General features: G+C 39.4%; 17 protein-coding genes and 2 CRISPR repeat arrays (1 of these 19 only partly in view). Of the genes, 7 read left to right on the top strand and 10 right to left on the bottom strand.

Annotated features, from left to right (window positions below):
• The first annotated feature begins 39 nt into the window (after window positions 1–39).
• The 5 genes from FXW07_RS09650 (at window position 40) to FXW07_RS09670 (ending at window position 5,096) form a co-directional block, all read left to right on the top strand.
• A complete protein-coding gene (locus tag FXW07_RS09650; RefSeq protein WP_229395244.1) occupies window positions 40–1,353 on the top strand; it encodes an ATP-binding protein in 1,314 nt (437 codons plus the stop codon).
• 209 nt (window positions 1,354–1,562) lie between these two features.
• Entirely contained in the window at window positions 1,563–2,051 is a 489-nt protein-coding gene (locus FXW07_RS09655; RefSeq protein WP_048117079.1) for a 3-isopropylmalate dehydratase small subunit, read from the top strand.
• Window positions 2,052–2,146: 95 nt separating this feature from the next.
• Entirely contained in the window at window positions 2,147–3,274 is a 1,128-nt protein-coding gene (locus FXW07_RS09660; RefSeq protein WP_229395245.1) for an isocitrate/isopropylmalate dehydrogenase family protein, read from the top strand.
• Between the two features lie 363 nt (window positions 3,275–3,637).
• Entirely contained in the window at window positions 3,638–4,702 is a 1,065-nt protein-coding gene (locus FXW07_RS09665; protein WP_229395246.1) for a GNAT family N-acetyltransferase, read from the top strand.
• 232 nt (window positions 4,703–4,934) lie between these two features.
• On the top strand, window positions 4,935–5,096 hold the full coding sequence (locus FXW07_RS09670; protein WP_229395247.1) for a hypothetical protein: 162 nt from the start codon (window positions 4,935–4,937) through the stop codon (window positions 5,094–5,096).
• A gap of 312 nt (window positions 5,097–5,408) precedes the next feature.
• Here FXW07_RS09670 and FXW07_RS09675 read toward each other — a convergent pair whose 3' ends face one another.
• The 6 genes from FXW07_RS09675 to FXW07_RS09700 all read right to left on the bottom strand — a co-directional run bounded on the left by FXW07_RS09675 (window position 5,409) and on the right by FXW07_RS09700 (window position 13,406).
• Window positions 5,409–6,020, bottom strand: coding sequence for an ATP-binding cassette domain-containing protein (locus tag FXW07_RS09675; RefSeq protein WP_229395248.1), 612 nt, complete (start codon window positions 6,018–6,020; stop codon window positions 5,409–5,411).
• A complete protein-coding gene (locus FXW07_RS09680) occupies window positions 6,010–7,047 on the bottom strand; it encodes an ABC transporter ATP-binding protein (RefSeq protein ID WP_229395249.1) in 1,038 nt (345 codons plus the stop codon). Before FXW07_RS09680 ends, FXW07_RS09675 begins: the two co-directional genes overlap by 11 nt.
• Before the next feature lie 181 nt (window positions 7,048–7,228).
• Window positions 7,229–8,086, bottom strand: coding sequence for an ABC transporter permease (locus tag FXW07_RS09685; RefSeq protein ID WP_229395250.1), 858 nt, complete (start codon window positions 8,084–8,086; stop codon window positions 7,229–7,231).
• On the bottom strand, window positions 8,083–9,075 hold the full coding sequence (locus tag FXW07_RS09690) for an ABC transporter permease (protein WP_229395251.1): 993 nt from the start codon (window positions 9,073–9,075) through the stop codon (window positions 8,083–8,085). Before FXW07_RS09690 ends, FXW07_RS09685 begins: the two co-directional genes overlap by 4 nt.
• Window positions 9,076–9,489: 414 nt before the next feature.
• Window positions 9,490–11,175, bottom strand: coding sequence for an ABC transporter substrate-binding protein (locus tag FXW07_RS09695; protein ID WP_229395252.1), 1,686 nt, complete (start codon window positions 11,173–11,175; stop codon window positions 9,490–9,492).
• Between the two features lie 569 nt (window positions 11,176–11,744).
• Window positions 11,745–13,406: an ABC transporter substrate-binding protein gene (locus FXW07_RS09700; protein ID WP_229395253.1), complete on the bottom strand. Its 1,662-nt coding sequence runs from the start codon at window positions 13,404–13,406 to the stop codon at window positions 11,745–11,747.
• Between the two features lie 582 nt (window positions 13,407–13,988).
• A CRISPR array of direct repeats spans window positions 13,989–15,567; the repeat unit is 37 nt; unit sequence ATTCGTGAGCAAGATCCACTAAAACAAGGATTGAAAC.
• Between the two features lie 545 nt (window positions 15,568–16,112).
• On the opposite strand from FXW07_RS09700, the gene FXW07_RS09705 reads away from it, so the two are divergent.
• On the top strand, window positions 16,113–16,679 hold the full coding sequence (locus FXW07_RS09705) for a plasmid pRiA4b ORF-3 family protein (protein WP_229395254.1): 567 nt from the start codon (window positions 16,113–16,115) through the stop codon (window positions 16,677–16,679).
• Between the two features lie 544 nt (window positions 16,680–17,223).
• Complete coding sequence (locus tag FXW07_RS09710; protein WP_229395255.1) at window positions 17,224–18,126, top strand: SEC-C metal-binding domain-containing protein; 903 nt, start codon at window positions 17,224–17,226, stop codon at window positions 18,124–18,126.
• A 128-nt stretch (window positions 18,127–18,254) separates the two neighbouring features.
• Here FXW07_RS09710 and FXW07_RS09715 read toward each other — a convergent pair whose 3' ends face one another.
• The 4 genes from FXW07_RS09715 to cas1 form a co-directional block, all read right to left on the bottom strand.
• On the bottom strand, window positions 18,255–18,599 hold the full coding sequence (locus tag FXW07_RS09715; RefSeq protein WP_229395256.1) for a hypothetical protein: 345 nt from the start codon (window positions 18,597–18,599) through the stop codon (window positions 18,255–18,257).
• A gap of 50 nt (window positions 18,600–18,649) precedes the next feature.
• Window positions 18,650–19,429: a DUF6293 family protein gene (locus FXW07_RS09720; RefSeq protein WP_229395257.1), complete on the bottom strand. Its 780-nt coding sequence runs from the start codon at window positions 19,427–19,429 to the stop codon at window positions 18,650–18,652.
• Window positions 19,430–19,583: 154 nt separating this feature from the next.
• Window positions 19,584–19,889: a CRISPR-associated endonuclease Cas2 gene (cas2, locus tag FXW07_RS09725; RefSeq protein WP_229395258.1), complete on the bottom strand. Its 306-nt coding sequence runs from the start codon at window positions 19,887–19,889 to the stop codon at window positions 19,584–19,586.
• Window position 19,890: 1 nt separating this feature from the next.
• Entirely contained in the window at window positions 19,891–20,910 is a 1,020-nt protein-coding gene (gene cas1 / locus FXW07_RS09730; protein WP_346655645.1) for a CRISPR-associated endonuclease Cas1, read from the bottom strand.
• Between the two features lie 587 nt (window positions 20,911–21,497).
• Window positions 21,498–25,557: direct repeats of the CRISPR family, unit length 37 nt; unit sequence GTCGAAAAGTAGCTTCCACGAAAACAAGGATTGAAAC (it continues 1,693 nt past the right edge of the window).

Genomic DNA, 25,557 nt, shown 5'->3' on the forward strand with positions numbered 1-25,557 from the left:
CTAAATTATTTTAAATAGTTTTCACTCCGATACTATCTGATGCAAAAAATCGAAAGTAAAGAGTCCAAGCCTGTTTTTCGGGGAAAAAATACTGGGGCGCTGCGTGTACTTGGAAGTGAAGAGAATCCCGGGAAGGGCCTTTTATCGATTGGAAATTACATGGCACTTGACCATTCACGGGGAGCAGCCGTTTATCTTGATGCCCTGAAGCCTCATGCTATTTTGATTTGCGGGAAAAGAGGATACGGAAAATCCTATACTATGGGCTGTTTGCTTGAAGAACTTGCCTTTCTTGAGCCGGCTATCAGGAAAAAGCTTGCATCCGTTGTTATTGATACTATGGGGATTTTCTGGACGATGAAGTATCCAAACGCTTTTGAAGCGCGGCGGCTTAAAAACTGGGAACTTGCTCCAGCCGGGCTCGATATTAAGATTTTCGTGCCTGTGGGCAAGGTAGAGGCTTACATAAAACGGAATATTGATGTGAAGCCATTTTCCATCCCGATAAGCGAACTTTCAGGAAGCCAGTGGTGCAGGATTTTTAATATTGAGGAGGTTTCTCCTCCTGGAATTCTCCTGGTAAGGGCAATCGAGTCCCTCAGGGAAAAAGGAGAGGCGTATTCTTTTGAGGAAATTCTCAGTGAAATTGCCGGAGACCCTCGCTCGGACGAGGTTTCGAAAGGAGCTGCAGAGAATTATTTTAGAGCAGTAAAGTCCTGGGGGCTTTTCTCAAAAGAAGGGACAAAACTGTCAGATCTCGTATCGGGAGGTAGAACAACTATCCTTGATGTGAGTACGCTTGAAAACGAAAACGTCTGCGCTGCAGCAGTATCAATTATTGCAGGCAGGCTTTATGAAGCAAGACTTGAGGCAAGACGAACTTATGAAAAGAAACTTATGGGGGAAAAGTTCGATGAAGACGTATTTCCCATGGTCTGGCTCTTTATAGATGAGGCTCATATTTTCATACCTGCAAAGACTGAAGGCCTTGCCTCGAAAGTACTTATTAACCGCTGTCTCAGACAGGGTCGGCAGCCTGGTCTTTCCCTGGTCCTGGCAACCCAGAGGCCTGCAAGCCTGCATCCCGATGTGGTTTCCCAGAGTGACCTTCTTATCTGCCACCGCCTTACGGCAAGTGATGATATTCTTGCTCTGGAAACTTCGAGGCCTCTTTATATGCAGGAAAATCTCCAGGCATATATTAAGAAGATGGGAAGTGAAAGAGGGGCTGCCCTGATAGTGGACGACCATTCCGAGTCAGTCCATCTTGTGCGCATCCGTCCGAGGCTAAGCTGGCACGGAGGGGGAGAACCAAGTGCTTTTGAACCTCATACAAAGGAAAAAAGCAACTAAAATACCTTTCAACTATAAAAGGAACTCATTTTGTAGATATTCTGGAGAAACTCAGGAGTAAGAGTAAGAATTGTTAACTAATTTTTGGTCCCTGTTAGAAAATAATATAAATATTACCTGTGATACTTCAACCCTGTGAATGCAGCTAAACTCAGGCTGTAAAAATTTTAATGTAATAGCATTTAATTGCAACAAAGACCGGTGATGTTATGAAAGGAAGAGCCTGGAAGTTCGGAGACGACGTAGATACGGATGCAGTGATTCCCGGAAGGTACCTGATTTACAATACCCCTGAAGAGCTTGCAAAGTACACGTTTGAAGGCGTGCGCCCCGAATTTGCAAAAAACGTTCACGAAAATGATATAGTGGTCGCGGGAAACAATTTTGGTTGCGGCTCCTCGCGTGAGCATGCGCCCCTTGCCCTGAAAGGAGCAAAGGTAGCCTGTGTAATTGCAAAATCTTTTGCAAGGATCTTTTTCAGGAACGCAATAAATATCGGAGTTCCTGTCCTGGAATGCCCTGACACTGACAGGATTGATGATGGAGACGAGCTTGAAGTAGACCTTGCTACAGGAACTATTGAAAACAAGACAAAAGATGAGACATACCAGGCAACCCCTCTCCCTGATTTCGTGCGTGAAATCGTGGATGAGGGAGGACTTATAGAATATGCCAGGAAACTGGTCTCTGAACGCTAAAAAACAGGAAATCTGTCCTGAGACAGTCCTGTCCGCGTTTGAGATCTCTCAATAAAAAAGGCAGTTTTGCCTGTAAATTCCAAAGGAGTATAAATATGACGCAGTATAAGATTCCGGTCCTCCCGGGCGACGGGATAGGCCCAGAAATTATCGCCGAAGGCAGAAAGGTAATAGATGCCGCTGGCGAAAGATTCGGTTTTGATGTAGAGTGGATTGAATACCCGCAAGGAGCAGATCATTATCTTGAGACGGGAGAACTGATTTCGGAAGAGACATTAAAGGAGTTGTCCGGATACCCTGTCGTTTACCTTGGTTCCATCGGAGACCCAAGGATTGCCCCTGGCGTCCTTGAGAAGGGAATCTTATTAACTGCGCGCTTTTATTTTGACGAGTATGTTAACCTTCGCCCGATAAAACTTCTTGACGGAGTGTGGACTCCACTCAAAGACAAAACCTCAAAAGACATCGACTTTGTGGTTGTCAGGGAAAACACCGAGGACTTCTACGTAGGTGTCGGTGGCAGGGCAAAAAAAGGAGCGAGCAAAGACCTTCTTGAAGTAAAAAGAACGCTCTACTCCGCAAAATTCGGTCTTGATATCGAGACTGATAGCGAAGAAATAGGATACCAGATAGGCTTGATCTCCAAAGAAGGCACAGACAGGGTTATCGAGTACGCCTTTGACCTTGCCGAAAACCGGAAAAAACATGTTTCGTCCGTTGACAAGGCAAATGTGCTTTCCGATATCTACGGCTTCTGGAGAGAAGAGTTCAATGCAATTTCTGCAAAACATCCCGGCGTTACTACAGACTTTAACTTCGTTGATGCCATTACTATGTGGTTTGTGAAAAACCCAGAATGGTTTGATGTGGTTGTAACCCCGAACATGTTCGGAGACATTATTACTGATCTCGGAGCTATGATCCAGGGCGGCCTCGGCCTTGCTCCCGGCGGAAATATCAACCCGAAAGGCACAAGCATGTTCGAGCCGATTCACGGTTCAGCCCCGAAGTACAAGGGACAGAACAAAGTCAACCCAATTGCCACAATCTGGGCAGGTGCAATGCTCATAGAACAGCTCGGAGAAAAGGAAGCCGCAGACGCCATAGTCAATGCAATCCAGAAAAACATCCTGGACAGTAAAGTAAAAACCTACGACATGGGCGGCAAGAGCACAACCTCAGATGTCGGAGACGACATTACAAGGATAATAAAGGGAGAATAATTCAACTCTCCCTTCACTATATTTCTTTTTTCACCATTCTTTTTTCCTGTTCTCTTTTCACCATTCTCTTTTCACTATTTTCTTTTCACCATTCTCTTTTCACCGTTTTTTACCATTCTCTTTTCACCATTCCCTTTTCACCGTTTTTTACCATTCTCTTTTCACCATTCTCTTTTCACCATTTTCTTTTCACCATTCTCTTTTCACCGTTCTCTTTTTATTAATTTTCTCTAAATTTTCTCAATGTTTCAGTTCTAATATTTGTATGCGGTCGAGTCATACAAAGAATATATATTTAGTGTGTGATAATTACGTAGGAAGGTATAGTTGAAAGGAAAAAACCCAATAATAGGGGGCATGTTTGTGATCTCAATTAGACCTTTCAGTGATAATGATAATCAAAACTTACTTAAAATAGAAAGACTGTGCCCGCAGGGCGATGAAAACTGTGCTCTGGGTGTAGATAAGACGGATATAATTGCCCGTTATAAAATGTATGATAACTGGAATATGCTTGTGGCAGAAGAAGAAGGAAAAATTGCTGGCTGGATCGGTTTGACTGTGAAACCGGCTTTTGAAAGGAATGTGAAATATGCATATATTACTGAAGTGATGGTTCATCCGGCCTTCAGGAAGTCAGGAGTTGCCACACAGCTTGTGAAGAAGGCAGAAGAAAAAGCCCTGGAAATGGGATCACGTTATACCTATGCTTATGTGTACGAGTCGAATAATGCTTCCAAATCCTTATTCGGCAAGATGGGATATTCCAGCGTGAGAGATATTAAAACGCCAGCACTTCCAACTTATAAAAAATCGGATATATCACCAGAGTATTCAATAAAACCCGTTGATAGAAAAGAGATTGGTGATGCAGTCAGCCTTATTAATGAGTATAATTCAGGATTTATACATTTCCTGCCTTTTACGGCTCAAACTTTTGAAGCGCGTTTGAAAGCCATTCCCTGGTATGGGCTGGAGAATTTCTGGGTGGTCAGAGACAAGAATAATAAAATCGTAGCCTGTGCCGGATTATGGGACAATTCCAAACTGGGAAATTTATATTATGCCAGAGAACCGGTAGTGATGAAGATGATGAGATCTGCTTTTGGAGTCCTGAGCCTTATTACAAAAGTACCGAAGATTACAGCCGAAAAAGAACATTTAAAATTGTTTTATATTGCTGATTATGCATTTGATAAACGACAACCTGAAGCTATGCTGGCGCTACTTAAATGGCTAAGTAACCTTTCAATCGATATGAAACAGGATTACCTTATGACTGCAACAGATCCGGATGACGATTTTCTTGCAATTATGAAAAAACTGAAACCTCAGATCGAAACCTGGAACATATTTGCAAAATCGTTCGAAGGAGACTTACCAACTTTCAGTCCATTTTATACAGATATAAAAGACATGATTCCCTGAGGAATTAAATTCCGATGGCCTATATGGGTTTTAAAAATACTGACAAGAATATGAAATGAGTTGCTTATGCCTCCTGAGTTACCGACACAGGGGTTTTACGCTTCTTCATATAAAATAGATTTTGGGATAGTCTCATAAAATTTTTCAATAAACAGTCAAAATCGTTGTATGCGGAACACCATAACCTTAACTATGAAATAAATTTAAATATGTCGATCTCATATATTAGCATATGAAAATTTTTAACATAGTTTTCGGGAAAAGAAATTTGTTTGATATGAAATGTGAATACACATCGAAATGCACTGCATATAAAGATGATTCCTACACATGTACAGAAGCTCTGGATAAAAGCTACTGTGGAATTTATAAACTTTTCTTGCAAGAAGCCTGAAATTTTAAACACAGAATCATATTTCGGGTACTGAGAGTTCCCAGTTAAGCTGAAAAACTTCTGTTTTCTTGTTTTATTAATATAGTTTTGTAGTAAAACCTGTGCATAGACTTTGGAGTAAATTAAAATCAGACTAGAGAGCTCTGTACTGAAACAGGTCGTTAAACTACCTAAAAAAATTAGGTTTGCGTTACAACCTCCAGGTCAGAGTCAGGTGGTTTTACGCTTCGTTATCAAAAGGCTTCAGGATTAAACTCTGGGCATTCAGTCAAAGACCAGTTCGGTTTTTTAAAAATATTATCTTTACTTTTGTTAAATATTATTTATATCTTTCAGATAAATGGTATCTTGACATAATCTATTAATTAAATTTATGTCATGGCTTACGACCAGTACTCCAATATTAAGTTCTTCGACGATATTTAAAACAATATTCCAGATTTGAGCTTGAGTAATAGCGTCTACCATTGTAGTAATTTCATCAGCAATTAAAAACCTGGTTTTAGGGCTTAAAGCTCTTGCAAGGGCAAACCTCTGCAGTTCTCCTCCTGAAAGCTCATTAGGCCATCGGTTAAGCCAGTTACTTTTAATTCCAAATGCTTCACTAATATCCTGTGAAACAAGGTGTCCTTCGTTTAGAATATCTTTCATTCTCCATTTAGGGTTTACAGCTTTTTCCGGGTGTTGAAAGACAAGCTGGACCGGGTTATAGCCTTTTGACGGGATATCTTTTCCATCTATACTTACTTTCCCCTGATACTTATTTTCGTAGCCTGCTAAGATCTTACATAGAGTAGATTTTCCGCTTCCGCTATCCCCAATGAGGCCCAGTACCTCCCCGCTACCTAAAGAAATATTAACATCCTTTAAAATCAAATTATTTCTTTTATACCCGAAACTTATGTTCTCACTTTTAAGACGCATTATTGCACCTCACCACCCCACCGTTAATCTGTTTCAATTGTGGAGTTCCCTGAGAACAGATAGCTTTCTTTTTTGAACATCTTTCATAAAAGATACACCCGTCGACGACTTCATCCTGCATTGGTTGATGGCCTTTGATTGCCTGGAATTTATTCTGGGGAAGGGCACTCCAGAGTGCACGGGTATATGGGTGTCTCAGGTTCTCACCATTATTTTTAAAGTCTTCAACGTTAGCTACTTCCAGAACCGTACCTGCATAAAATACTGCGATTTTATGGGAGATTTTTAATGCAGCTTCAATATCATGAGTTATAAGTATCACTGCACACCCCTTATCTGCCATGTCTTTGAAGTAACTCAGGGTCTCGTTCAAAGTTTTTTCGTCTAACCCAGGGGTTGGTTCATCCGCAATTACGAGTTTTGAAGAGCTTATTACAGCAGTCGAAACCAGAACTCTTCGGGCCATTCCTCCTGATAGCTCATGAGGGAGCATTCTTTCGACCTCGGGTTTTAAATTATATCTCTGAAAAATTTCTCTCTGAAGTTTCCTCATTAAGCCTTCGTTTTCCTTTTCAATGCATCCTATTACTTGATTTGAGACTTTCATTAAAGGATCAAGGTAGGTTATTGCTTGCGGAATCAGGGCTATTTCTTTGCCTCTCATTTCTTCTTTTCTTTCCTGAGTAAGTTCGTTGCCATCGTATTCTATCTTACCATCAAGTTTTGCGTTTAAAGGTAAAATTCCTAAAATAGCATGAGCCAGAAGACTTTTACCTGACCCGCTTGACCCTACGATAGCTAAAATTTCACCTTTATACGCCTGGATACTCAAATTAGAAATTACTTTCAGTTCAGTCTGCCTAAGGCCCGACGAATATTGAGTAAACGACAATGAAAGATCTTCTACGTTCAACAGAGCTTCAGTTTTTTTCCGTCCTCCAGCAACTGTTTTATCTCTTTTTCCAACGACTGTTTCAAGTCCAGTGGCTAACTCTTTTTCAGGGTTTATTTCAGCTTTATTTCCCATAATTCACACTCTCCAGATGTAAATCTATCATATTTTTTATTCAGCACTCTTCTAATCCAGCATTTTTACTCTGGCACACTTCTAATCCAGCACTCTTCTAATCCAGCTTTTTTACTCTGGCACACTTCTAATCCAGCACACTTCTAATTCAGCATACCTCTAATTCAGTAACAGATGAAATTTATTCATGAGCATTTTTCGGATTCATCAGCTTTCCTAAACCTTCTCCAATCATATCAAATGCCAGAACTACAATTAACAGCGATAATCCCGGGAAAAATGCAAGCCACCAGTATCCTGCTGAAAGATACCTCATAGATTCGGAAAGAATTATACCGATTGCCGGTTCATGCGGTGAAAGCCCGAACCCCAGGAATGTGACTGAAGCTTCGTGTAAAATCGCATGTGGAAACATTAAAATCGTGCCTAACAGTATCTGGGGAGCCAGATGAGGTAGAATGTGTTTTGTAGCTATCCACCATTTAGACCTGCCAAGATTCCTGGAGATATGAATGTACTCCTGGGTTTTCAGCTGCTTGATTTCTGCTCTTACGACCCTTGTTAAGCTCGGCCAGTGTGTTAATGCAACTCCGGTGATAACTCCTGTTGCCCCTCCTCCAATTCCTATGGAAATGAGAACTATTAAAAGCAGGTGCGGAATTGAAAGAAAGAGGTCTACCAGCCAGGACACAAAGGTGTCTGCAGTTTTTCCTGCACTTGAAAGTAATCCTAAAATTACGGTCAATAGAGTGCTGATTATGGAAGCAAGCCCTCCAACCAGTATGCTTAAACCCAGTCCTTCCAGAGTTCTTATAAACATGTCTCTTCCCATCCAATCTGTCCCGAATGGGTGTTCCAGAGAAGGAGCGAGGTTTTTAGAGCCGAAATTGGTCTGTAGAGGTTCCTCGCCTAAAAAAACGCTGGAAGCCACAATTACAAGTAATAAAAGTGAAGTGAAGCCTATTATCAGAAGCGTTTTCTGCCTGAGATTTAATCCTCTAAATAGTCCCCTGTTAACTGTCACAACAGCAGTGCTCATATTAATGCCTCCTGTTGCTTTATCCTGGGGTCAACAAATTCATAGATAATATCAGCAATCAGGTTTCCGAAGAAAACAAAGAAAGTGCTGAAGATGACTATTCCCAAAAGAAGAGGTACATCGGATCTCAGTCCTGCTGCTACTGCAGCCTGTCCTATTCCGGGATATGAGAATACCTGTTCAACCAGGACTGTTCCCCCGAAAAGTTCACTAAATCCTAAAAACTGCAGGGTAATGGCCGGAAGTGCAACATTTCGAATTCCATGCCTCAATACAAGGTCCAGCCCATTTTCACCTCTTGCCTTTGCAAATAAGACGTAATCACTGGATAGAACTTCGATTAATTTTTCTCGAGTGAACATTGTAATTTTTGCAATGTCTAATAAACTCAAAGTTAGTGCAGGGAGAATTAAACGCTTAAACCATTCAAAAAACGTCACATTGTCGGCTGTAACTCCTATAGGGACACTTAATCCTATTGGGAACCAGCCCAGATATACTGAAAACACCATCAAAAGGATAAGTGCTAGCCAGAATGTTGGTGCAGCAGCCAGAGCGTAACAATAAATCTTTATCGCCTTATCTACCCACGTACCTTGCTTTGCACCAGCTATTATTCCTAAAACAAAACCCAGAATTCCTGAAAACAGCCATGAAATCCCCATAAGGGCGAGGGAAGCGGCAAATCGTTCTTTAATGACGTCAATAACTGGAATTCTATAAATCAGTGAAGTTCCAAAGTCTCCTTTAAGAATATCTCCAGCCCAGTTCAGGAATTTTTCCTGCGGAGGAGTATTAACCCCCCAGTATGCTTCAAGTTTAGCTTTGTGCTCTGCAGTTACTGGCATTTCCCCAATATAGGCTCTAACGGGATCTATAGGCGAATACTGGATAAGCATGAAACTTGCAAGACAAACTATAATCAAAAGGCTTGTCAGTCGGAGGGCTTTTTTTCCGATGAAGCCCGCTATTTTTTCATTGTTTGACACGCTACTCCCTCATACATAATTATTCTATAATGATGTCCATTTACGTGAATATCAGTCTGTGAACGGTGTCCAGGAGTTATTAGGAGTTTTTGCATTTTTTTAAGTAGAATGGAGTTAAATCTGGTAAAATAGTCATTTTATTACCTTTTCCAATCAGTCGCATTAAACCCGGCTGTGGATAAAAAGAAAGGACAAAGTGAGTAGCTGAGCCTGCAAGATCAGAATTAAAGGCTCAGTTATTCACTATACCGGATTTATTGCTCGTTAACTATGGAATTGATTACTTGCTAATTACGAGATTGACTACTCGCTAACTGCAGGATTAATCAACCATAGTTACAGGATTAATTACCCACTTACAGGATTACTCTCCACACTTTCAGGATTACTCTCCATACTTACAGGATTAAGTCCTCATTTGGAAGTCGGGCTGGCTGTGTCTACTCTTTTCCATTCGTAGATATTTCCTAAAACATCTGCTCCTGCGTTTCTTTGTGGAGTACCCATATCCAGGGTTTCGTCTGCCATGTAGAGGTAATCAATCGTCACCAGCCATAACCATGTAGCATCTCCTGCTGGCCCAAAACCAGTATTTCCGTCATATGCAGCTAATTTCCAGTACTTTGTAGCCTGGTCCTGATCTGTAGACTTTAAAGCTGTTTCCAGATATCCGTCTACAACAGAGTTATTGTAAAGGCCGGGGTTTCTGTAGGTATCGTCGGCTTCTTTGCTGTGGTACTGCTGGTAGAGATTAAAGGTATCTATGCTGCTGTAAGCGTATAACACAGCGGAACTGTACTGGTTGGCATATATTTCGTCCCAGCTTGCTCCCACAAGGTCTATTTTTATGCCTAATTCTTTGGCCTGTTCGCTTACAGCTACCGATAGAGCTTGCCTTGTCTGGTCCGAAGCAGAGTAGTATAGTTTAAATTCGGCTTTTGTTCCGTTCTTCTCCCGAATTCCATCGCCGTCAGTGTCTTTCCAGCCTGCGTTTTCCAGTATTTTTTTGGCTTCTTCGGGATTTGAATCATTAACTTTCGCTTCAGGGTTCCCGAAGTTCCGCTGGTCTACTCCGGTGTATTCTACGGCTCCTTTTCCGTATATAACTCCTTCAAGCAGGGCTTTTCTGTCTATACCGATGTTTAAGGCTTTTCGAATTGCTATGTCTGCCGTGACATTATTGCCTATTGTGTCTCCCTGAAGGCTTTTTTTGCCTGTGTTATTCTGCATAGGGAAGGATAGTCCCTGAGCTCTTGCTGCCGGAAGAGATACTAACTTGTACCCATCCACGGTCTGGTTTGCATGGCTAATCTCAATTTCAGCTATGTCCACATCCCCGGATTTTACTGCTGCAAGCGCAGTATCTTTATCTAAAAACAGCATGGTTATTTTTTTGAAGTACGGCTTTTTTCCATAGTAATTTTCGTTTAATTCTAAGATTGCCTGCTGGCCTTTATCCCATTCTACGAGTTTATATGGCCCAGATCCTATCGGATTAGACCCGTAGGTTTCTTTTTTGTATGCATGTTCTGGTACAATCCCAACGTATCTGAGTCTCCATATGAAACTGGACTGAGGTTCTTTCAGTTTGAATTCAACGGCAGTATTATTTATTGCGGTGGCTTTTTCGAGATTACTCATATCCAGTTCGGAGTTACTTCCAATTGCGGTATTAAACGTAAATGCCACATCTTCTGCGGTTAAGTTTTCACCGTCTGTAAACCTGACATCATCTCTTATATACACAGTCCAGTTTTTCCCATCCGAACTGACAGAATAATTCGTAGCAAGATCGTTTATTATGCTTCCATCATCCGCTGATTTAAAAAGAGTGCTCTGTATAAGTGGCTCAAAATTCACATGTCCACACCCCCATCCTAAAAGGGGGTCAAATCCAGTTTCGGGTTCACCTGTATGTGAATTTACATTCACCACAAGTTCATCCGAGCTTTTAGAAGCCAGTTCATCCGAGCCTCCGGAAACTGATTCCTCCGAATCCCCGGAAACCGATTCATCCGAGTTCCCGGAAACCAATTCACCCGAGTCCCCGGAAACTGATTCATCAGAAACCTGGGATGATGAGCTAATCGGGTCGCCCATCGATGTTAAAATAAAAATAATCGCTATAATTATGACTACTGTCCCTATCAGTAGATACTGTTGTTTTTTCTGAATCTAAATACCTCCTCTATTTTACCAGAGTCCTGAACATTTAAGCAAAAATTGAACTATCAAGTAACGATTTTTAAACTTGACCAGATGATACGGAATTTTGTATTAAATGTTATTTTCTTGCTGAAACTTAACAACAATATGTTACTTTTTTTAGTAAAGTTGTGATATCTCAATTAAAACAATTTACTATAAATACATTCCGAAATATATGTATTACAAATTCTTAGTTTTAAGTAATTTCGTAATACTAAATAGAAAACTTCATGCGTTTTCCTGAATTTTAAAATAGTCGACGCGTTGAATACTGAAAAAAAGTATAAATTCTAGCGATCCTGAAAAAGAGCAAAGGCAAAATATAAATTTCAATCAAATTTGCCAAAAAAGAGTCACACTGAGGAGTTTTTCATCCCCAGTTTTACTAAGAACTTTAAGGAACAGTTCTCAGTCTTTCTATGATACTTTCATGACCGTTCCTTGAAAATCCAGATTTCAGTTTAATTTTCTGTACGTTTCCACTCCAGGATATTGCCAAAGATATCGGCACCATGAGGCTGAATTTTGGGAGTTCCGAAATCTATATCCTTGTCCATAATGTACATGTAATTGATAGTTGCAATCCAGAGCCAGGTAGCGTCTCCTTTTTCAGAAAATCCTGTTGTTCCATCCCAGGCAGCCAGTTGCCAGTTTTTATTGGCAGTATCCTCATCAGTGCTGGTTATGGCTGTCCTTAGATAGTTATCCACTACCGAATTGTTGTACAGTATTATATTATTGTAGTTTGCAGGGTCGTAGCTTTTGCTGTAGTATTTCAGGTATAAGTCAGTCGGGTCCAGTGTGCCGAAACCGAAAATTACCGGAGTTGAATGCGCCAGAGTGTCAATCTCATCCCAGCTCTTACCCTCGACTTTAATGTTTATTCCCAGTTTTTTAGCTTCCTCGCTCAATGCAACGGATAATGCTTGCCTTTCCTGGGCTCCTGAGTAATATAATAAGGTAAATTCTGCTTTCGTCCCATTCTTTTCAAGGATGCCATCACCGTCGGTATCTTCCCAGCCGGCGTCTGCTAATATTTTCTTTGCTTCGTCTACTTTTCCGTCTTCGAATATAGCTTCCTTATTACCCCAGGGCAGTTTGTCCACTCCAGTAAATTCCTCTTCACCCTGCCCGTTTAATGCACCATCGATTAAGGTCTGTCTGTTTATTCCGATATTCAGTGCTTTTCTTATCGCAGGATCGGATGTTACATTATTTCCGATTGAATAGCCATTTTCCGTTTTCTTTCCTGTGTCAGGCTGCATCGGGAAAGTTATACCCCGAGCATCAATGGAACTAAGAGACACTATTTTCATTCCATCTACTTTTTGATTAGCGTATGAGGAAGGAATTTCGGCCACGTCAACCTGTCCTGATTTAGCTGCTGCGAAAGCTGTGTCTGACTGCATGAAGAGTAAAGTTAATTTTTTAAAGTACGGTTTCTGGCCATAGTAATCCGGGTTTGCTTCAAAGATTGCCTGCTGGCCTTTATCCCATTCTACGAATCGGTATGGGCCAGACCCGATTGGATGTTCTCCGTAAGTCTCATTGTAAGCATGTTCAGGCACAATCCCGACAGCTGCAAGCTTGTGAATAAAAGTCGTCTGCGGGTCGTTTAATGTGAATTCAACCGTGTAGTTATCGAGGGCTACAGCATTTTTCAAAACTGAGAGATCGACTCCACTCGAATTTGCCGCAGTGTTAAATGTGAATGCTACGTCCCTTGCCGTTAAAGGCACTCCATCATGGAATTTAACGTCATTCCTTATATCAACAGTCCAGGTAAACCCATCGTCACTGACAGAATAGTTTGTAGCTAAATCCTTGATCAGAGACCCATTACTGTCCTTTTTAAAAAGAGTACTTTGAACCAGCGGCTCACGACTATATCCCCATCCTGTAATCGGGTTAAAACCTGTTTCCGGCTCTCCGCCATGTGTCCCTATGGCTGCCACCAGCTCGTCCGAGCCTTGGGAAGTTGATGTATTCGAATCGCCAGAAGCTAATTCATCCGAACCTCCGGATACTGCTTCATCCGATATCCCTGAAGCCGGATTGTCGGTCTCATTTCCCGGAATGAAAGCAATAGCCGCTACAATAATTATGGCTATTACACCTATCAAGAGATATTTCTGATTTTTCTGGATTAAAATTCCTCCTTTCTCGTAGTTATATTAAATTACTGCAATAGTGTTGCCTAACAGTAGCGTTTTCAGTAATCTCAAATCAGTTGAATAACACGTTTCTATAAAAACATAATTGTATAGTAATACTTTTTTAACAAAAATTAAGATGAACTAGACTAAACTCGTTTTGCTATAAATACATTCCTAAATATATGTAATACAAATATAGCAATTACATAAAATTAAATAATACAAAATAATATTTTATTCCTTTGTTAATTTTGGATCTAATTCGGTTTCTGGATAAAAATAGTTTAAATTTGGTGTTTTTAAAAAATAACTAAAATATTGTTGGATTAGGCCGGTCTTTGAATCTATTTAAAACGACTTAAAATACAAAAGTTAAATAGAAAGAAAGGCATATACCAAAATGTTTCCAAACTGCTTGTTTCCAAACTGCTAGAAAACCTGTTTTTCTTGTATTTATAAAGGGTTTGATAATTTTCCAGCAAGAATTTTAGCCCCAAAATTGGGCTCATTTCAGACCTTTTCTAGCCAAATAACGGAAATTTTTGCCCTATTCGTGAGCAAGATCCACTAAAACAAGGATTGAAACTTTTTTTATATTTTATTCTGACTTAGGAAAACAATTCGTGAGCAAGATCCACTAAAACAAGGATTGAAACATGGTTTCGTAGGTCATGAAATCGGGGTCACTTAATTCGTGAGCAAGATCCACTAAAACAAGGATTGAAACACTTTAATAAAATTAGAAATAAAACAATTAACAGTATTCGTGAGCAAGATCCACTAAAACAAGGATTGAAACATAACAATTACAACGGAGCTACGCATATGGCAGATATTCGTGAGCAAGATCCACTAAAACAAGGATTGAAACATACCTCAGACGCGATTGATGCTTTACAGGTAGGTATTCGTGAGCAAGATCCACTAAAACAAGGATTGAAACCTTCCGGAGTCATACTTTTTACAGCTTCAGGAATTATTCGTGAGCAAGATCCACTAAAACAAGGATTGAAACTCATAACTCTTGTAGTGATAGTTATACCATCCTTTTCAAAATTCGTGAGCAAGATCCACTAAAACAAGGATTGAAACTGCCATCGCCTATTCCGGTACCGAATTCGTCAACACATTCGTGAGCAAGATCCACTAAAACAAGGATTGAAACTAGCTATCCATTGGTCTGTTTTTCCGTACCTATGAAATTCGTGAGCAAGATCCACTAAAACAAGGATTGAAACCCGGTAATAATTCACCCCTCCAACCCCCTAACAAAATATTCGTGAGCAAGATCCACTAAAACAAGGATTGAAACATGTTTGCACTACGAACTCGCCATCAAATTCACCAAATTCGTGAGCAAGATCCACTAAAACAAGGATTGAAACCTAATTTTTTGCATCCCTATAGTTGCACTAACAAAATTCGTGAGCAAGATCCACTAAAACAAGGATTGAAACAATGTACCGTTGGCAAGTGTGATCCATATTCCCTGATATTCGTGAGCAAGATCCACTAAAACAAGGATTGAAACCTAATGGACGGAGAGGCAGTCATAAGTCTCATACTGATTCGTGAGCAAGATCCACTAAAACAAGGATTGAAACTTAAGGGTGGGGAATGTGAGTATAAATTTTAAAGATATTCGTGAGCAAGATCCACTAAAACAAGGATTGAAACACTATGTTCAATAACATAGTCAACCAGTCTGTTGGAGATTCGTGAGCAAGATCCACTAAAACAAGGATTGAAACTTTTTTCTGCTTCAAATAATGATAAATGTTTCATTCCGGCAGATTCGTGAGCAAGATCCACTAAAACAAGGATTGAAACCTCGATTGTATCTTTCTGAAACCCTTTGCAAATTTCTATTCGTGAGCAAGATCCACTAAAACAAGGATTGAAACTTAGTAAAAGCAATAACCAGAGCCAATTTTTCCAATTATTCGTGAGCAAGATCCACTAAAACAAGGATTGAAACAGATTTCCGCCAACAGATATGCGATCATTGGGCGAAACTTATTCGTGAGCAAGATCCACTAAAACAAGGATTGAAACCCGAAAAACCGGGATACGGCGAAGCCCGGATATTTTATTCGTGAGAAACAAAGTTTGCACGCATGGAATATGCGAGAGATAGACTTTTTTCAACTTTTCATTCATGAGACATACGGGAAGATATTTTGAAATTTTTAGAAATTGATCTATAGATGACTGTTTGGAGACAATCAAGGGTTTTCCCCACTTTCAGTCATAACAGAAATTCATTCACACGTTACCTGTTTTGTACGCTTTAATTAAATTATTGAAGAGCATTGAATATATTGAATATATTGAATCCATTGGATACATTGGATAGTACTGGATATTGTCAGTATTTGAAAACATTATCAACATTATAGTATATTGTTAAACATTAACGAACATTATTGGATATTCTATACTTTTCTTGGGCACTATATATTATTGTTAAACATTATAGGATACTATCGGACATTACAGAATCTTATTGGGCATTAATAGCCGTTATTATATGTTAAAGGCCATATTGAATAGTATCTAAGATTAGCAAAAATTAATGAATATTGGCAGAAATTAATGAATATTAGCAGAAGTTAACGAACGTTGTCATAAATTATCCAATGTTAACGGTCGTTTATTCTGGGGAATAACTATATGAAAGACACGTTTAAAAAGATATACCAATTAAAGCTTTCAATAAAAGGGATTAGCCCTAAGATCTGGCGGCGAATTCAGGTACCGGAAAATTATACTTTTCTGGATCTTCATAAAGCTATCCAGACTGCAATGAACTGGGAAGATTATCATTTGCATGAATTCGAAATGCAAAACCCAAAAACCGGGACGTTTGACAAAATAGGGAAAACAGATGATGAGTGTGAAACTTTCTGTGAACCCCTTGTGCCGGAGAATAAGGTCAAGCTTTCCAAATACTTTTCTTCGGAAAATAAGGTTGCTCTGTACACCTATGATTTCGAGGACAACTGGAAGATAAAAGTCCGGCTTGAGGAAATCCTTCCGAAAAAACAAGGAGCGAAATATCCAGTCTGCACTGCAGGAAAAAGAGCAGCTGCCCCTGAGGATATCGGAGGAATATGGGGTTATGAAGAGATGCTCGATATCTTGAAAGACCCTGAACATGAGGAATACGAACATACAATGGCCTGGTTAGGGAAAGGGTTTGATCCCGAGCGCTTTAACCCGAAAGACGTTGCTTTCTGAGATTCAAAAATGACAGGGTTTTCACACCCAGGCTTTAAATGTAAAAATACATTTGCAGAATTCAATTAATGTATGGGGAGTCCTGACTTCTCGGGGAGTGGTGTTAATATTTTTGAAACTTTCTCTAAAAACATTAGGGTTTGCGCAGTTGAACTGAAAAAACAATAGTATCAGGCCATTAACCGTCTAAAACATGATTTAAATCCACAGTCTTTGATGTGATTGATTTTGTTCCTCAAGTGCATAAGTCCTAAATATATAACTTAATACATACTAAAGAAATATGAAGTCATAATTCATATATCATTAATAGATATTAATGATTTATCTGTTATATATCATATATTAATGATTTATCTGTTGTATGTCATATATTAATAATTTTCCTATTATAAATTTCATATTAATAATTTATCAGTTAATAAATCAAGCTTCTCGTGGTTTTTTTCTGAATTTAAATATATCAGGTACTTGAAAAACAATCAGACACAAGAAATAATGTCGATTCTGAATTAATCCTCATAAAACAAAGGAAATAAGCAAAATGTCAAAGAAAATTGGTAGAAATGATCCGTGTCCGTGTGGTTCAGGAAAAAAATATAAACATTGTTGTTTAGGTCGTAGCAAAGTAGTTACTGGAAATCAAACTCCTATAAAACAAACTCCTATAATTCAAGCTTCTCCAAAATCCGAAAAATCAGACATTAGTATGCTGGCCATTATGAGATTTGAACAGAAGTTACAGGAAAAGCCCGAAGGATTGGAACAAATTAGCAAACAATTTGAAGAATACTCTGATCTCAAGGACATAAGCTTCAAAGATTTCATTCTAGAAAGCTGGAATTTTAATAAATTAAAAAAGATGGGCACTTCGGAAATAATTGAAAAATTGAAATCAATGAATGTCGATTTCGAAATAGAACGTTTCAAAGAACAGGCTCAAAATTATATCTCTGCAATCCAGTTGGCAGAAGACCATTATTACACACAGAATTTTCAGGCACAAGGCAAGGATGAAGATTTCATCTGGCTAGCAATAATTGAATTATGGAAACGGATAATCCCAGAAAAATACAATATGGAAATGATTGATGATCTTATTCAAGATGGCTATGACGACATTGAAAACCAGAATTACAAAGATGGAATGGAAAAGTGGGAAAAAGCGTGGAATATAATAGTAAGTATTGTTCCTTCTCATATAAAATCTGTTACCGATGCTGATAAATTCATTCCCGTTCTAACACAATGTATTTTTAATTGGTGTCAGGACTTTGAAATGGAGTTAGCTAACGCAGCATTGGAAGATGCCTCTTTCCATCAGAAAAGAATAAAATACTGCCAGGATTTCCGCCGGGTTTTCCCTTATTCTGATAAATCAATAATAAAAAATATGCTCAAAGCAGAAGCCGAATCACGTGCTGAGCTTGGGATACTGAAACAGTAAAAAATGAGTCGAGGGATGAATTCCGTGGTTTCCGAATACTTTCTGTGGTTTTATTGACGCGGAGATGGGTAGTTTGAGTTTAAATGGAAGTTATCTATCAAGACCTTGATTTTAAGACCTTGATTTTATTACTTTATTTTCTTTGCGGAAAAGGTAGAACTGTCTCCATGATGAAATCTAAACTCTCCTTCGAGTTCACTTTTTTCTTTTATCCTGACCCAACCACTACCAAAGACACGGTCGCACTCCTCATTTCCTTCCCAGGTGAATTCAAATCTTTTGCCATCGGCATAATCAACGATCCTCCCATCTATCTCACCACAGACTAAACCAAATTGAAAGTCCCCGTTGTTGTCTGGCTCTATCTTAATATAAGCCTGAACTTCCATATCGAAATAGTCCTCATCATATTGTTCCATCTCATAGATGTGCCATGTTCCTGTGAAGTCCGTATTTTTGATACTTTCTTGCATGAGAAGTATGCTATACAATACAATGAATTTGAAGTTTTTGGAGAGAATTTTTAGATTGTGCAAAACTTTTCCTTGCTGAAATAGGCAGCATAGATTTTTCCTTCATCAGTAAGCCGCCAGATTTTTACTGCAGACTTTCCACCGGCGGGCTCTCCTCGTTTTATTGCACCTTTCCTGCTTGAAAGAAGGCCGGATGTTTCCAGGGATTTGAGAATTGGGGTAGTGGTCTGAGGGGTTACTCCAAGATGATTTGCTATGTTTTTGCTTATGAAGGGCTTCAATTTTTCATCGTCGCATTGTTCGATGGGCTTTTTCAGTTTCTTTTCTTCCTGCATCAGGTAAGAGAGGACTTTCTTTTCCTGCTTTCTGATTTTTTCGAAATAGCCAGAGTCAGGCATAGGAAGCTCAAGTTTGATGCTCCCGTTTCCTTTTTCCTGAATTACAAAAGCTCTGCAGCGGCACATGCCTGCAGCACTCATTGCAGCAAGGGAGAGGATTTTTGTGCCGCCTGTAACGTTTAAAATGACTTCAATACCGTCTGGCTGGGCATAAATCAATTCAATTATCGTTATGAGACATTCTTTGAAATCAAAAGGATTAACTTTGCAGGTTTCAACACCAATACCGAAGCTTTCAAGGAGCTTTTCCAGTTCTAAAGCTTTTTCAGGGGGATTTACAATTTCAGTACCCGCTTTAATCTCGGATTCCGGATAAATTTCATTTAAGGGCTTTCCGGCGACAAGCAGGACTTTATCTACATTTTCCATCAGCCGGACTCCAAGTTTTATAATGTCTCCTGATCCTCCAAGGGTCGCTATCATTATTGCCATTATCTCGCTCCGGTTACCTTCTTTTTCATTTCTCGCTTCTGTTGCCTTTTTTATGATTTTTCGCTTCTGTTACCTTCTTTTTTGCGGCTTGCTTTTCCTTCCTGTTTCCGTTTTCTTTTCCCTTGCTTTTCCTCTTTCCTTTGTAAGTTCCAGGTCATTCAGCAATAAATAAGCACTCTTTTTCTGCATAGGTGTCAATGTTGAAGTTCTTCCCGATTACAAGCCTTTTTTCGAGACAGGCCGTGCAAACCGGTGAAATCAGTACAGAATCTTCGTCAGTCTTTTCTTCGTGGTCCAGCACCTGTTCTATTTTTTCGGCTAGCAGATTCATATTTTCCTGGTCAAGCTCTCCGAAAAATACGCTTTTTTGAAATCTGTATAGCCCGAGGTCCAGACATTTTTCCGAGATTCGATTCCGAAGAGTGTTGCTGGTTATATCGTAGACAAGCCACAAAAACATGTTACCTCCAGTACACGAAAGGAGAATAGATACTTCTCTCTCCGGTCAGAAATTTAGCAACACCTCTTGCCTGCTGGAGAATAAGGCTGGAAAAAGAATGTCTGTGGTCCTGGTAGTTTATGACCTTTGCCAGTCTTTCGGAAACTGCTTCCAGGGTTTTTCTTTTTCCAGGCTGGTTTAAATAAAAACCGCCTTCAACCGGCTTCAGGTCTTTTTCTGTGACACTTTTTTTTGTGACAAGGTTGAGTACGGCCCGATCCACAACCGGCTGCCGGAATTCTTCAATTAAATCAAGAACCATCGAGGGCTTTCCAGGAAGATCGGTATGCATGAAGCCCATGTAAGGATTAAGACCTGTCAGAATGCAGGCTTTTTCCACTTCTGTATAGAGGATTCCGTACCCGTAACTGAGCATTGCATTGAAAAGGTCTCCAGGAGGCTGTTTTGTGCGTGTTCCTGAGTATACGGTTCCAGGAAGGATGTTTGATAGAGCCTGAAAATAAATCCTTGAAGCTTCTCCTTCAATCCCGAACAGGCTTTCCCTTGCTTCTTCGATATATCCCCATTCTTCAGTTCTTTCTTTTACTTTTTCGGATAGGGACATGATCCGTTCTGCCTGTCCTATCAAGCGCTCATTATTCCTCTTTTTTGCCAGATTTTTCAACAGGTAACCCTGATTCCTGATTTTAGCCCCGATCATGGAACTAATTAGAAAAATCCCTTTTCCGTTATCATAAGCCCTTGCTTGATAGCGCTGTACGGTTGCAGAATTTTCCTGTTCACAGGAATAAGTCCTTGCAAAAGGTCTCCCTATCCTGTCCAGGTAAACGATGTCTATCCCTTTCTTAACTGCAAGCTCTATCGCATCAGCAGTAACTGCAGCCCCTTTATAAATAAGGATTTGTGAGACTTTATCTGCCGAAAATCCTTTTTTGAGCAGCTTTTCGGTCTTATCAACGAAAATAAACCGGTTGCTCTTCTTATGAATATAAGTTCCGTATTCATCAACAATTAACCGAATCTTGAATTACCTCCTGTGTATTTGAGTAACTTCCATATTCTTTTAAGCCTATGGATCTACAAATAGTATTTCGCGAAGAGTTCGGACAAAATCCGAATTCTAGAAGTTTGTTACCCGTTTTCCTGAAGAATCACGCTTTTTCTCAATTTGACCTTTTATTTTTCAAAAAATCAATATCAATAAGTAACATTTTAAAGAACGGTTTTGAAATATTTTAAAAGAAAAGTGCCTTTTTTCTTTTGACCAAATATCTGAAATTCACAATTGCGTGAAACTGTGGTCATTTCACTAAATGTTATAATGTATCTCTCATATCATACTTTGTAAACCATTTTTAAAAAGTGTACACATATGTACATTATCAAAATAATAATTTCGCTATGCTGTAAGTGAAAATGCAAAAGTTTAAATGGTATCTGTCCTTATATACCCTTTAGCTATTTGTCGACGGACAGATTTAGTTGACCAAAACAAAAACAAGTAAATTTCAAATTTTATACAGTTCAAGCAAAAAAGAAGTTTCTTGATGTTTGTTTATAGGTTCAAAATTTCCTGAGAATTTGTTAAAAATCAGGGAAAACGACCCTGTCGAAAAGTAGCTTCCACGAAAACAAGGATTGAAACAGGTTTTCATAGGCGGTAACAGTGTGCGTGTGGCGTCGAAAAGTAGCTTCCACGAAAACAAGGATTGAAACTTATAAAAAATATAATATCCAATATGTTTATGGTCGAAAAGTAGCTTCCACGAAAACAAGGATTGAAACTGACGAGGATTAAAGAGATCTGTGATTTGTATCTACGGTCGAAAAGTAGCTTCCACGAAAACAAGGATTGAAACTATGCTTGCTATGCTCGGTACTGTCGTCAACGCCTCGTCGAAAAGTAGCTTCCACGAAAACAAGGATTGAAACATAAATATCTCCGTATTATCATTGACGGCAGAGCCGTCGAAAAGTAGCTTCCACGAAAACAAGGATTGAAACTTTTTTTCGATCCGAAGAATATATTTATTATTTTCCCCCGATATTAGATTTATGTGTCGAAAAGTAGCTTCCACGAAAACAAGGATTGAAACTTACTATAAGTGCCCCTAGCACTCTTAGATTTACACTTGTCGAAAAGTAGCTTCCACGAAAACAAGGATTGAAACTTCATAGTTGCCTCATTGGCAAAATATCTTTCAGCAGTCGAAAAGTAGCTTCCACGAAAACAAGGATTGAAACTGAATTTCTGAGTATCTCTGCTTGTGTTTTTGTGAGTCAAAAAGTAGCTTCCACGAAAACAAGGATTGAAACAGTTTTACTATTGTAGGTATAGTATGCGAATACTGCAACGTCGAAAAGTAGCTTCCACGAAAACAAGGATTGAAACTGTTTTAAAATATAAGGATTACTATTGTTGCTGAACATCTGTCGAGAAGTAGCTTCCACGAAAACAAGGATTGAAACCGATATCTTCAATTATGTTGTTTGTTGCTCCTTCCTGTCGAAAAGTAGCTTCCACGAAAACAAGGATTGAAACTTTTTTGACAAGCCGGGATCCTACATCGTATTCCACTGTCGAAAAGTAGCTTCCACGAAAACAAGGATTGAAACGTGTATTTATGTCCTTTGCTTTTCAACTGTTGTTGTCGAAAAGTAGCTTCCACGAAAACAAGGATTGAAACATTCTGCTCTTTCTGGCAACGTGTAAAGAAGCATTCTGTCGAAAAGTAGCTTCCACGAAAACAAGGATTGAAACAGGGATTATCAAACCCGTCCTCGCAATCTGTAAGCGGTCGAAAAGTAGCTTCCACGAAAACAAGGATTGAAACTCTTTCCGATAAAGCAGATTGACAGCGGTAACCAAAGGTCGAGAAGTAGCTTCCACGAAAACAAGGATTGAAACTCCGATACCCGCTCTTCTTTATCGATCCGGACAAGGTCGAGAAGTAGCTTCCACGAAAACAAGGATTGAAACTGAGAGCCAGAAGTGGGCGCTTGCCCGATGATGATGTCGAGAAGTAGCTTCCACGAAAACAAGGATTGAAACTTTGGTATTATGCGATGATTATTTAGACTATAATCTTGTCGAGAAGTAGCTTCCACGAAAACAAGGATTGAAACTAGGAAATAAACTAAGGAAGTTCGATACTAATCGGAGTCGAGAAGTAGCTTCCACGAAAACAAGGATTGAAACAAAAGAATTGCTTTCTTTGTGTTCGTGTATATCGTCGAAAAGTAGCTTCCACGAAAACAAGGATTGAAACCAAGTTTTGCATCCATTGTTACCACCTCTAGGTATAAGTCGAGAAGTAGCTTCCACGAAAACAAGGATTGAAACTTATTTGGGGGTATTTTATCTCCTCCCTAGTATCTTTTTGGTCGAGAAGTAGCTTCCACGAAAACAAGGATTGAAACTTAATATCGGAGCGATTAGACTTTTATTGTCGCAACGAGTCGAGAAGTAGCTTCCACGAAAACAAGGATTGAAACTTTGTTTTTGAGCCATTTTAGGCTAATAATTTCTATTGTCGAGAAGTAGCTTCCACGAAAACAAGGATTGAAACTATTGAGGATTTCGAGTGTTACCCAATCGCTGTCTGACGTCGAGAAGTAGCTTCCACGAAAACAAGGATTGAAACCAGGAATACACAGTTCTTTTAGTATTTCCGAATAGGTCGAGAAGTAGCTTCCACGAAAACAAGGATTGAAACCCCATCTGACTTCACCCGGTTTCTTAAGTGCAGCTGCACCGTCGAGAAGTAGCTTCCACGAAAACAAGGATTGAAACTCTCCCTTCCGGCCGAGATCCTATCCGCGCTTCGTAGTCGAGAAGTAGCTTCCACGAAAACAAGGATTGAAACTCTTTGATTTATCTACATACCATTCTCCGTGCCCTGTCGAGAAGTAGCTTCCACGAAAACAAGGATTGAAACCTTTTTATTTGATTTCTTCCCATACTAACGCTCTTTGCAGTCGAGAAGTAGCTTCCACGAAAACAAGGATTGAAACTTAGGATTGGAGGTAAATGTCTTAGCCTCTTTTTGTCGAGAAGTAGCTTCCACGAAAACAAGGATTGAAACTATCAATACGCTCTGCAAAAATTAACCTCCTTTTGTCGAGAAGTAGCTTCCACGAAAACAAGGATTGAAACCCAAAAATATTATAGTTCCTGCTCATTGTCAGTAAGCAGTCGAGAAGTAGCTTCCACGAAAACAAGGATTGAAACTAGGTGTTTTATAGCTTAGAACTTTTTGCCTCTTAGTCGAGAAGTAGCTTCCACGAAAACAAGGATTGAAACATTTCCTTACTCTCGATAATGGCAGTAGATATTAGTCGAGAAGTAGCTTCCACGAAAACAAGGATTGAAACCAATAAACGTTCTTAGCGGCGTCATAGATAGCTTGTCGAAAAGTAGCTTCCACGAAAACAAGGATTGAAACAAAGTGTGATCTTTTTCATTTTGAAAACGTCTTCAGTCGAAAAGTAGCTTCCACGAAAACAAGGATTGAAACGCTTCTTCACACTTCCTGGCATTGGCAGACATGCAGTCGAAAAGTAGCTTCCACGAAAACAAGGATTGAAACTTTTTGCGAAATAACCAAAAAATTCCATTACTGCGGTCGAAAAGTAGCTTCCACGAAAACAAGGATTGAAACTAACTTCCATTTTTGGTTCATTAATATTATGAAGTGTCGAAAAGTAGCTTCCACGAAAACAAGGATTGAAACTTGTTGGTAATATTCATACCACCACAGTACCTTTTAGTCGAAAAGTAGCTTCCACGAAAACAAGGATTGAAACAGAGGAACCATCAGCATCATGACCCTTGGCGCAGAAGTCGAAAAGTAGCTTCCACGAAAACAAGGATTGAAACCAAAATATTTTATCTTTTTTTAGTCTTCTTTTTTTTTGTCGAAAAGTAGCTTCCACGAAAACAAGGATTGAAACAAGAGTAAGATCTTCGATGCTTACCTTAAGTTGTTCGCCTATTTATGTCGAAAAGTAGCTTCCACGAAAACAAGGATTGAAACTACGGCCTGAAGCCTTCCTATCTAAAGCCTTATTTGTCGAAAAGTAGCTTCCACGAAAACAAGGATTGAAACTGAATTTTATTATTAACTTCATTATATCATCTCCTGTCGAAAAGTAGCTTCCACGAAAACAAGGATTGAAACTATTTTTAATCCAAGTTCACTATCAATCCATGACGATGTCGAAAAGTAGCTTCCACGAAAACAAGGATTGAAACAATTACTTGTGTTCATTTACTTCATTTTTCCCCATCCAGTCGAAAAGTAGCTTCCACGAAAACAAGGATTGAAACTCCTCAGTTCTAACAAGTTGCGGCGCCACTTCCGGTCGAAAAGTAGCTTCCACGAAAACAAGGATTGAAACAAAAAGCTCAAACAATAACTTACAAAATGTTACCGTCGAAAAGTAGCTTCCACGAAAACAAGGATTGAAACCTCCTAACATTATTTTTCTTTGCTCTCCTGGATGTGTCGAAAAGTAGCTTCCACGAAAACAAGGATTGAAACAAAGATTCCTTAGCCGCAGGGATTGCTGCCTCTGATGGTCGAAAAGTAGCTTCCACGAAAACAAGGATTGAAACGCATGAACCCAGATATTCCCGATCTGTGAAGTTTAAGTCGAGAAGTAGCTT

Source organism: Methanosarcina sp. DH1 (assembly GCF_020804205.1).
In the GTDB taxonomy this organism is placed as follows: Archaea; Halobacteriota; Methanosarcinia; order Methanosarcinales; family Methanosarcinaceae; genus Methanosarcina; species Methanosarcina vacuolata.

What these genes read in the sequence shown, in the direction of transcription:
- FXW07_RS09660 (WP_229395245.1), top strand. Translation starts at nt 2,147, where the DNA reads ATGACGCAGTATAAGATTCCGGTCCTCCCGGGCGACGGGATAGGCCCA.
- FXW07_RS09680 (WP_229395249.1), bottom strand. Translation starts at nt 7,047, where the DNA reads ATGGGAAATAAAGCTGAAATAAACCCTGAAAAAGAGTTAGCCACTGGA.
- FXW07_RS09685 (WP_229395250.1), bottom strand. Translation starts at nt 8,086, where the DNA reads ATGAGCACTGCTGTTGTGACAGTTAACAGGGGACTATTTAGAGGATTA.
- FXW07_RS09650 (WP_229395244.1), top strand. Translation starts at nt 40, where the DNA reads ATGCAAAAAATCGAAAGTAAAGAGTCCAAGCCTGTTTTTCGGGGAAAA.
- FXW07_RS09655 (WP_048117079.1), top strand. Translation starts at nt 1,563, where the DNA reads ATGAAAGGAAGAGCCTGGAAGTTCGGAGACGACGTAGATACGGATGCA.
- FXW07_RS09715 (WP_229395256.1), bottom strand. Translation starts at nt 18,599, where the DNA reads ATGCAAGAAAGTATCAAAAATACGGACTTCACAGGAACATGGCACATC.
- FXW07_RS09670 (WP_229395247.1), top strand. Translation starts at nt 4,935, where the DNA reads ATGAAAATTTTTAACATAGTTTTCGGGAAAAGAAATTTGTTTGATATG.
- FXW07_RS09705 (WP_229395254.1), top strand. Translation starts at nt 16,113, where the DNA reads ATGAAAGACACGTTTAAAAAGATATACCAATTAAAGCTTTCAATAAAA.
- cas2 (WP_229395258.1), bottom strand. Translation starts at nt 19,889, where the DNA reads ATGTTTTTGTGGCTTGTCTACGATATAACCAGCAACACTCTTCGGAAT.
- FXW07_RS09675 (WP_229395248.1), bottom strand. Translation starts at nt 6,020, where the DNA reads ATGCGTCTTAAAAGTGAGAACATAAGTTTCGGGTATAAAAGAAATAAT.
- FXW07_RS09710 (WP_229395255.1), top strand. Translation starts at nt 17,224, where the DNA reads ATGTCAAAGAAAATTGGTAGAAATGATCCGTGTCCGTGTGGTTCAGGA.
- FXW07_RS09720 (WP_229395257.1), bottom strand. Translation starts at nt 19,429, where the DNA reads ATGGCAATAATGATAGCGACCCTTGGAGGATCAGGAGACATTATAAAA.
- FXW07_RS09695 (WP_229395252.1), bottom strand. Translation starts at nt 11,175, where the DNA reads ATGGGCGACCCGATTAGCTCATCATCCCAGGTTTCTGATGAATCAGTT.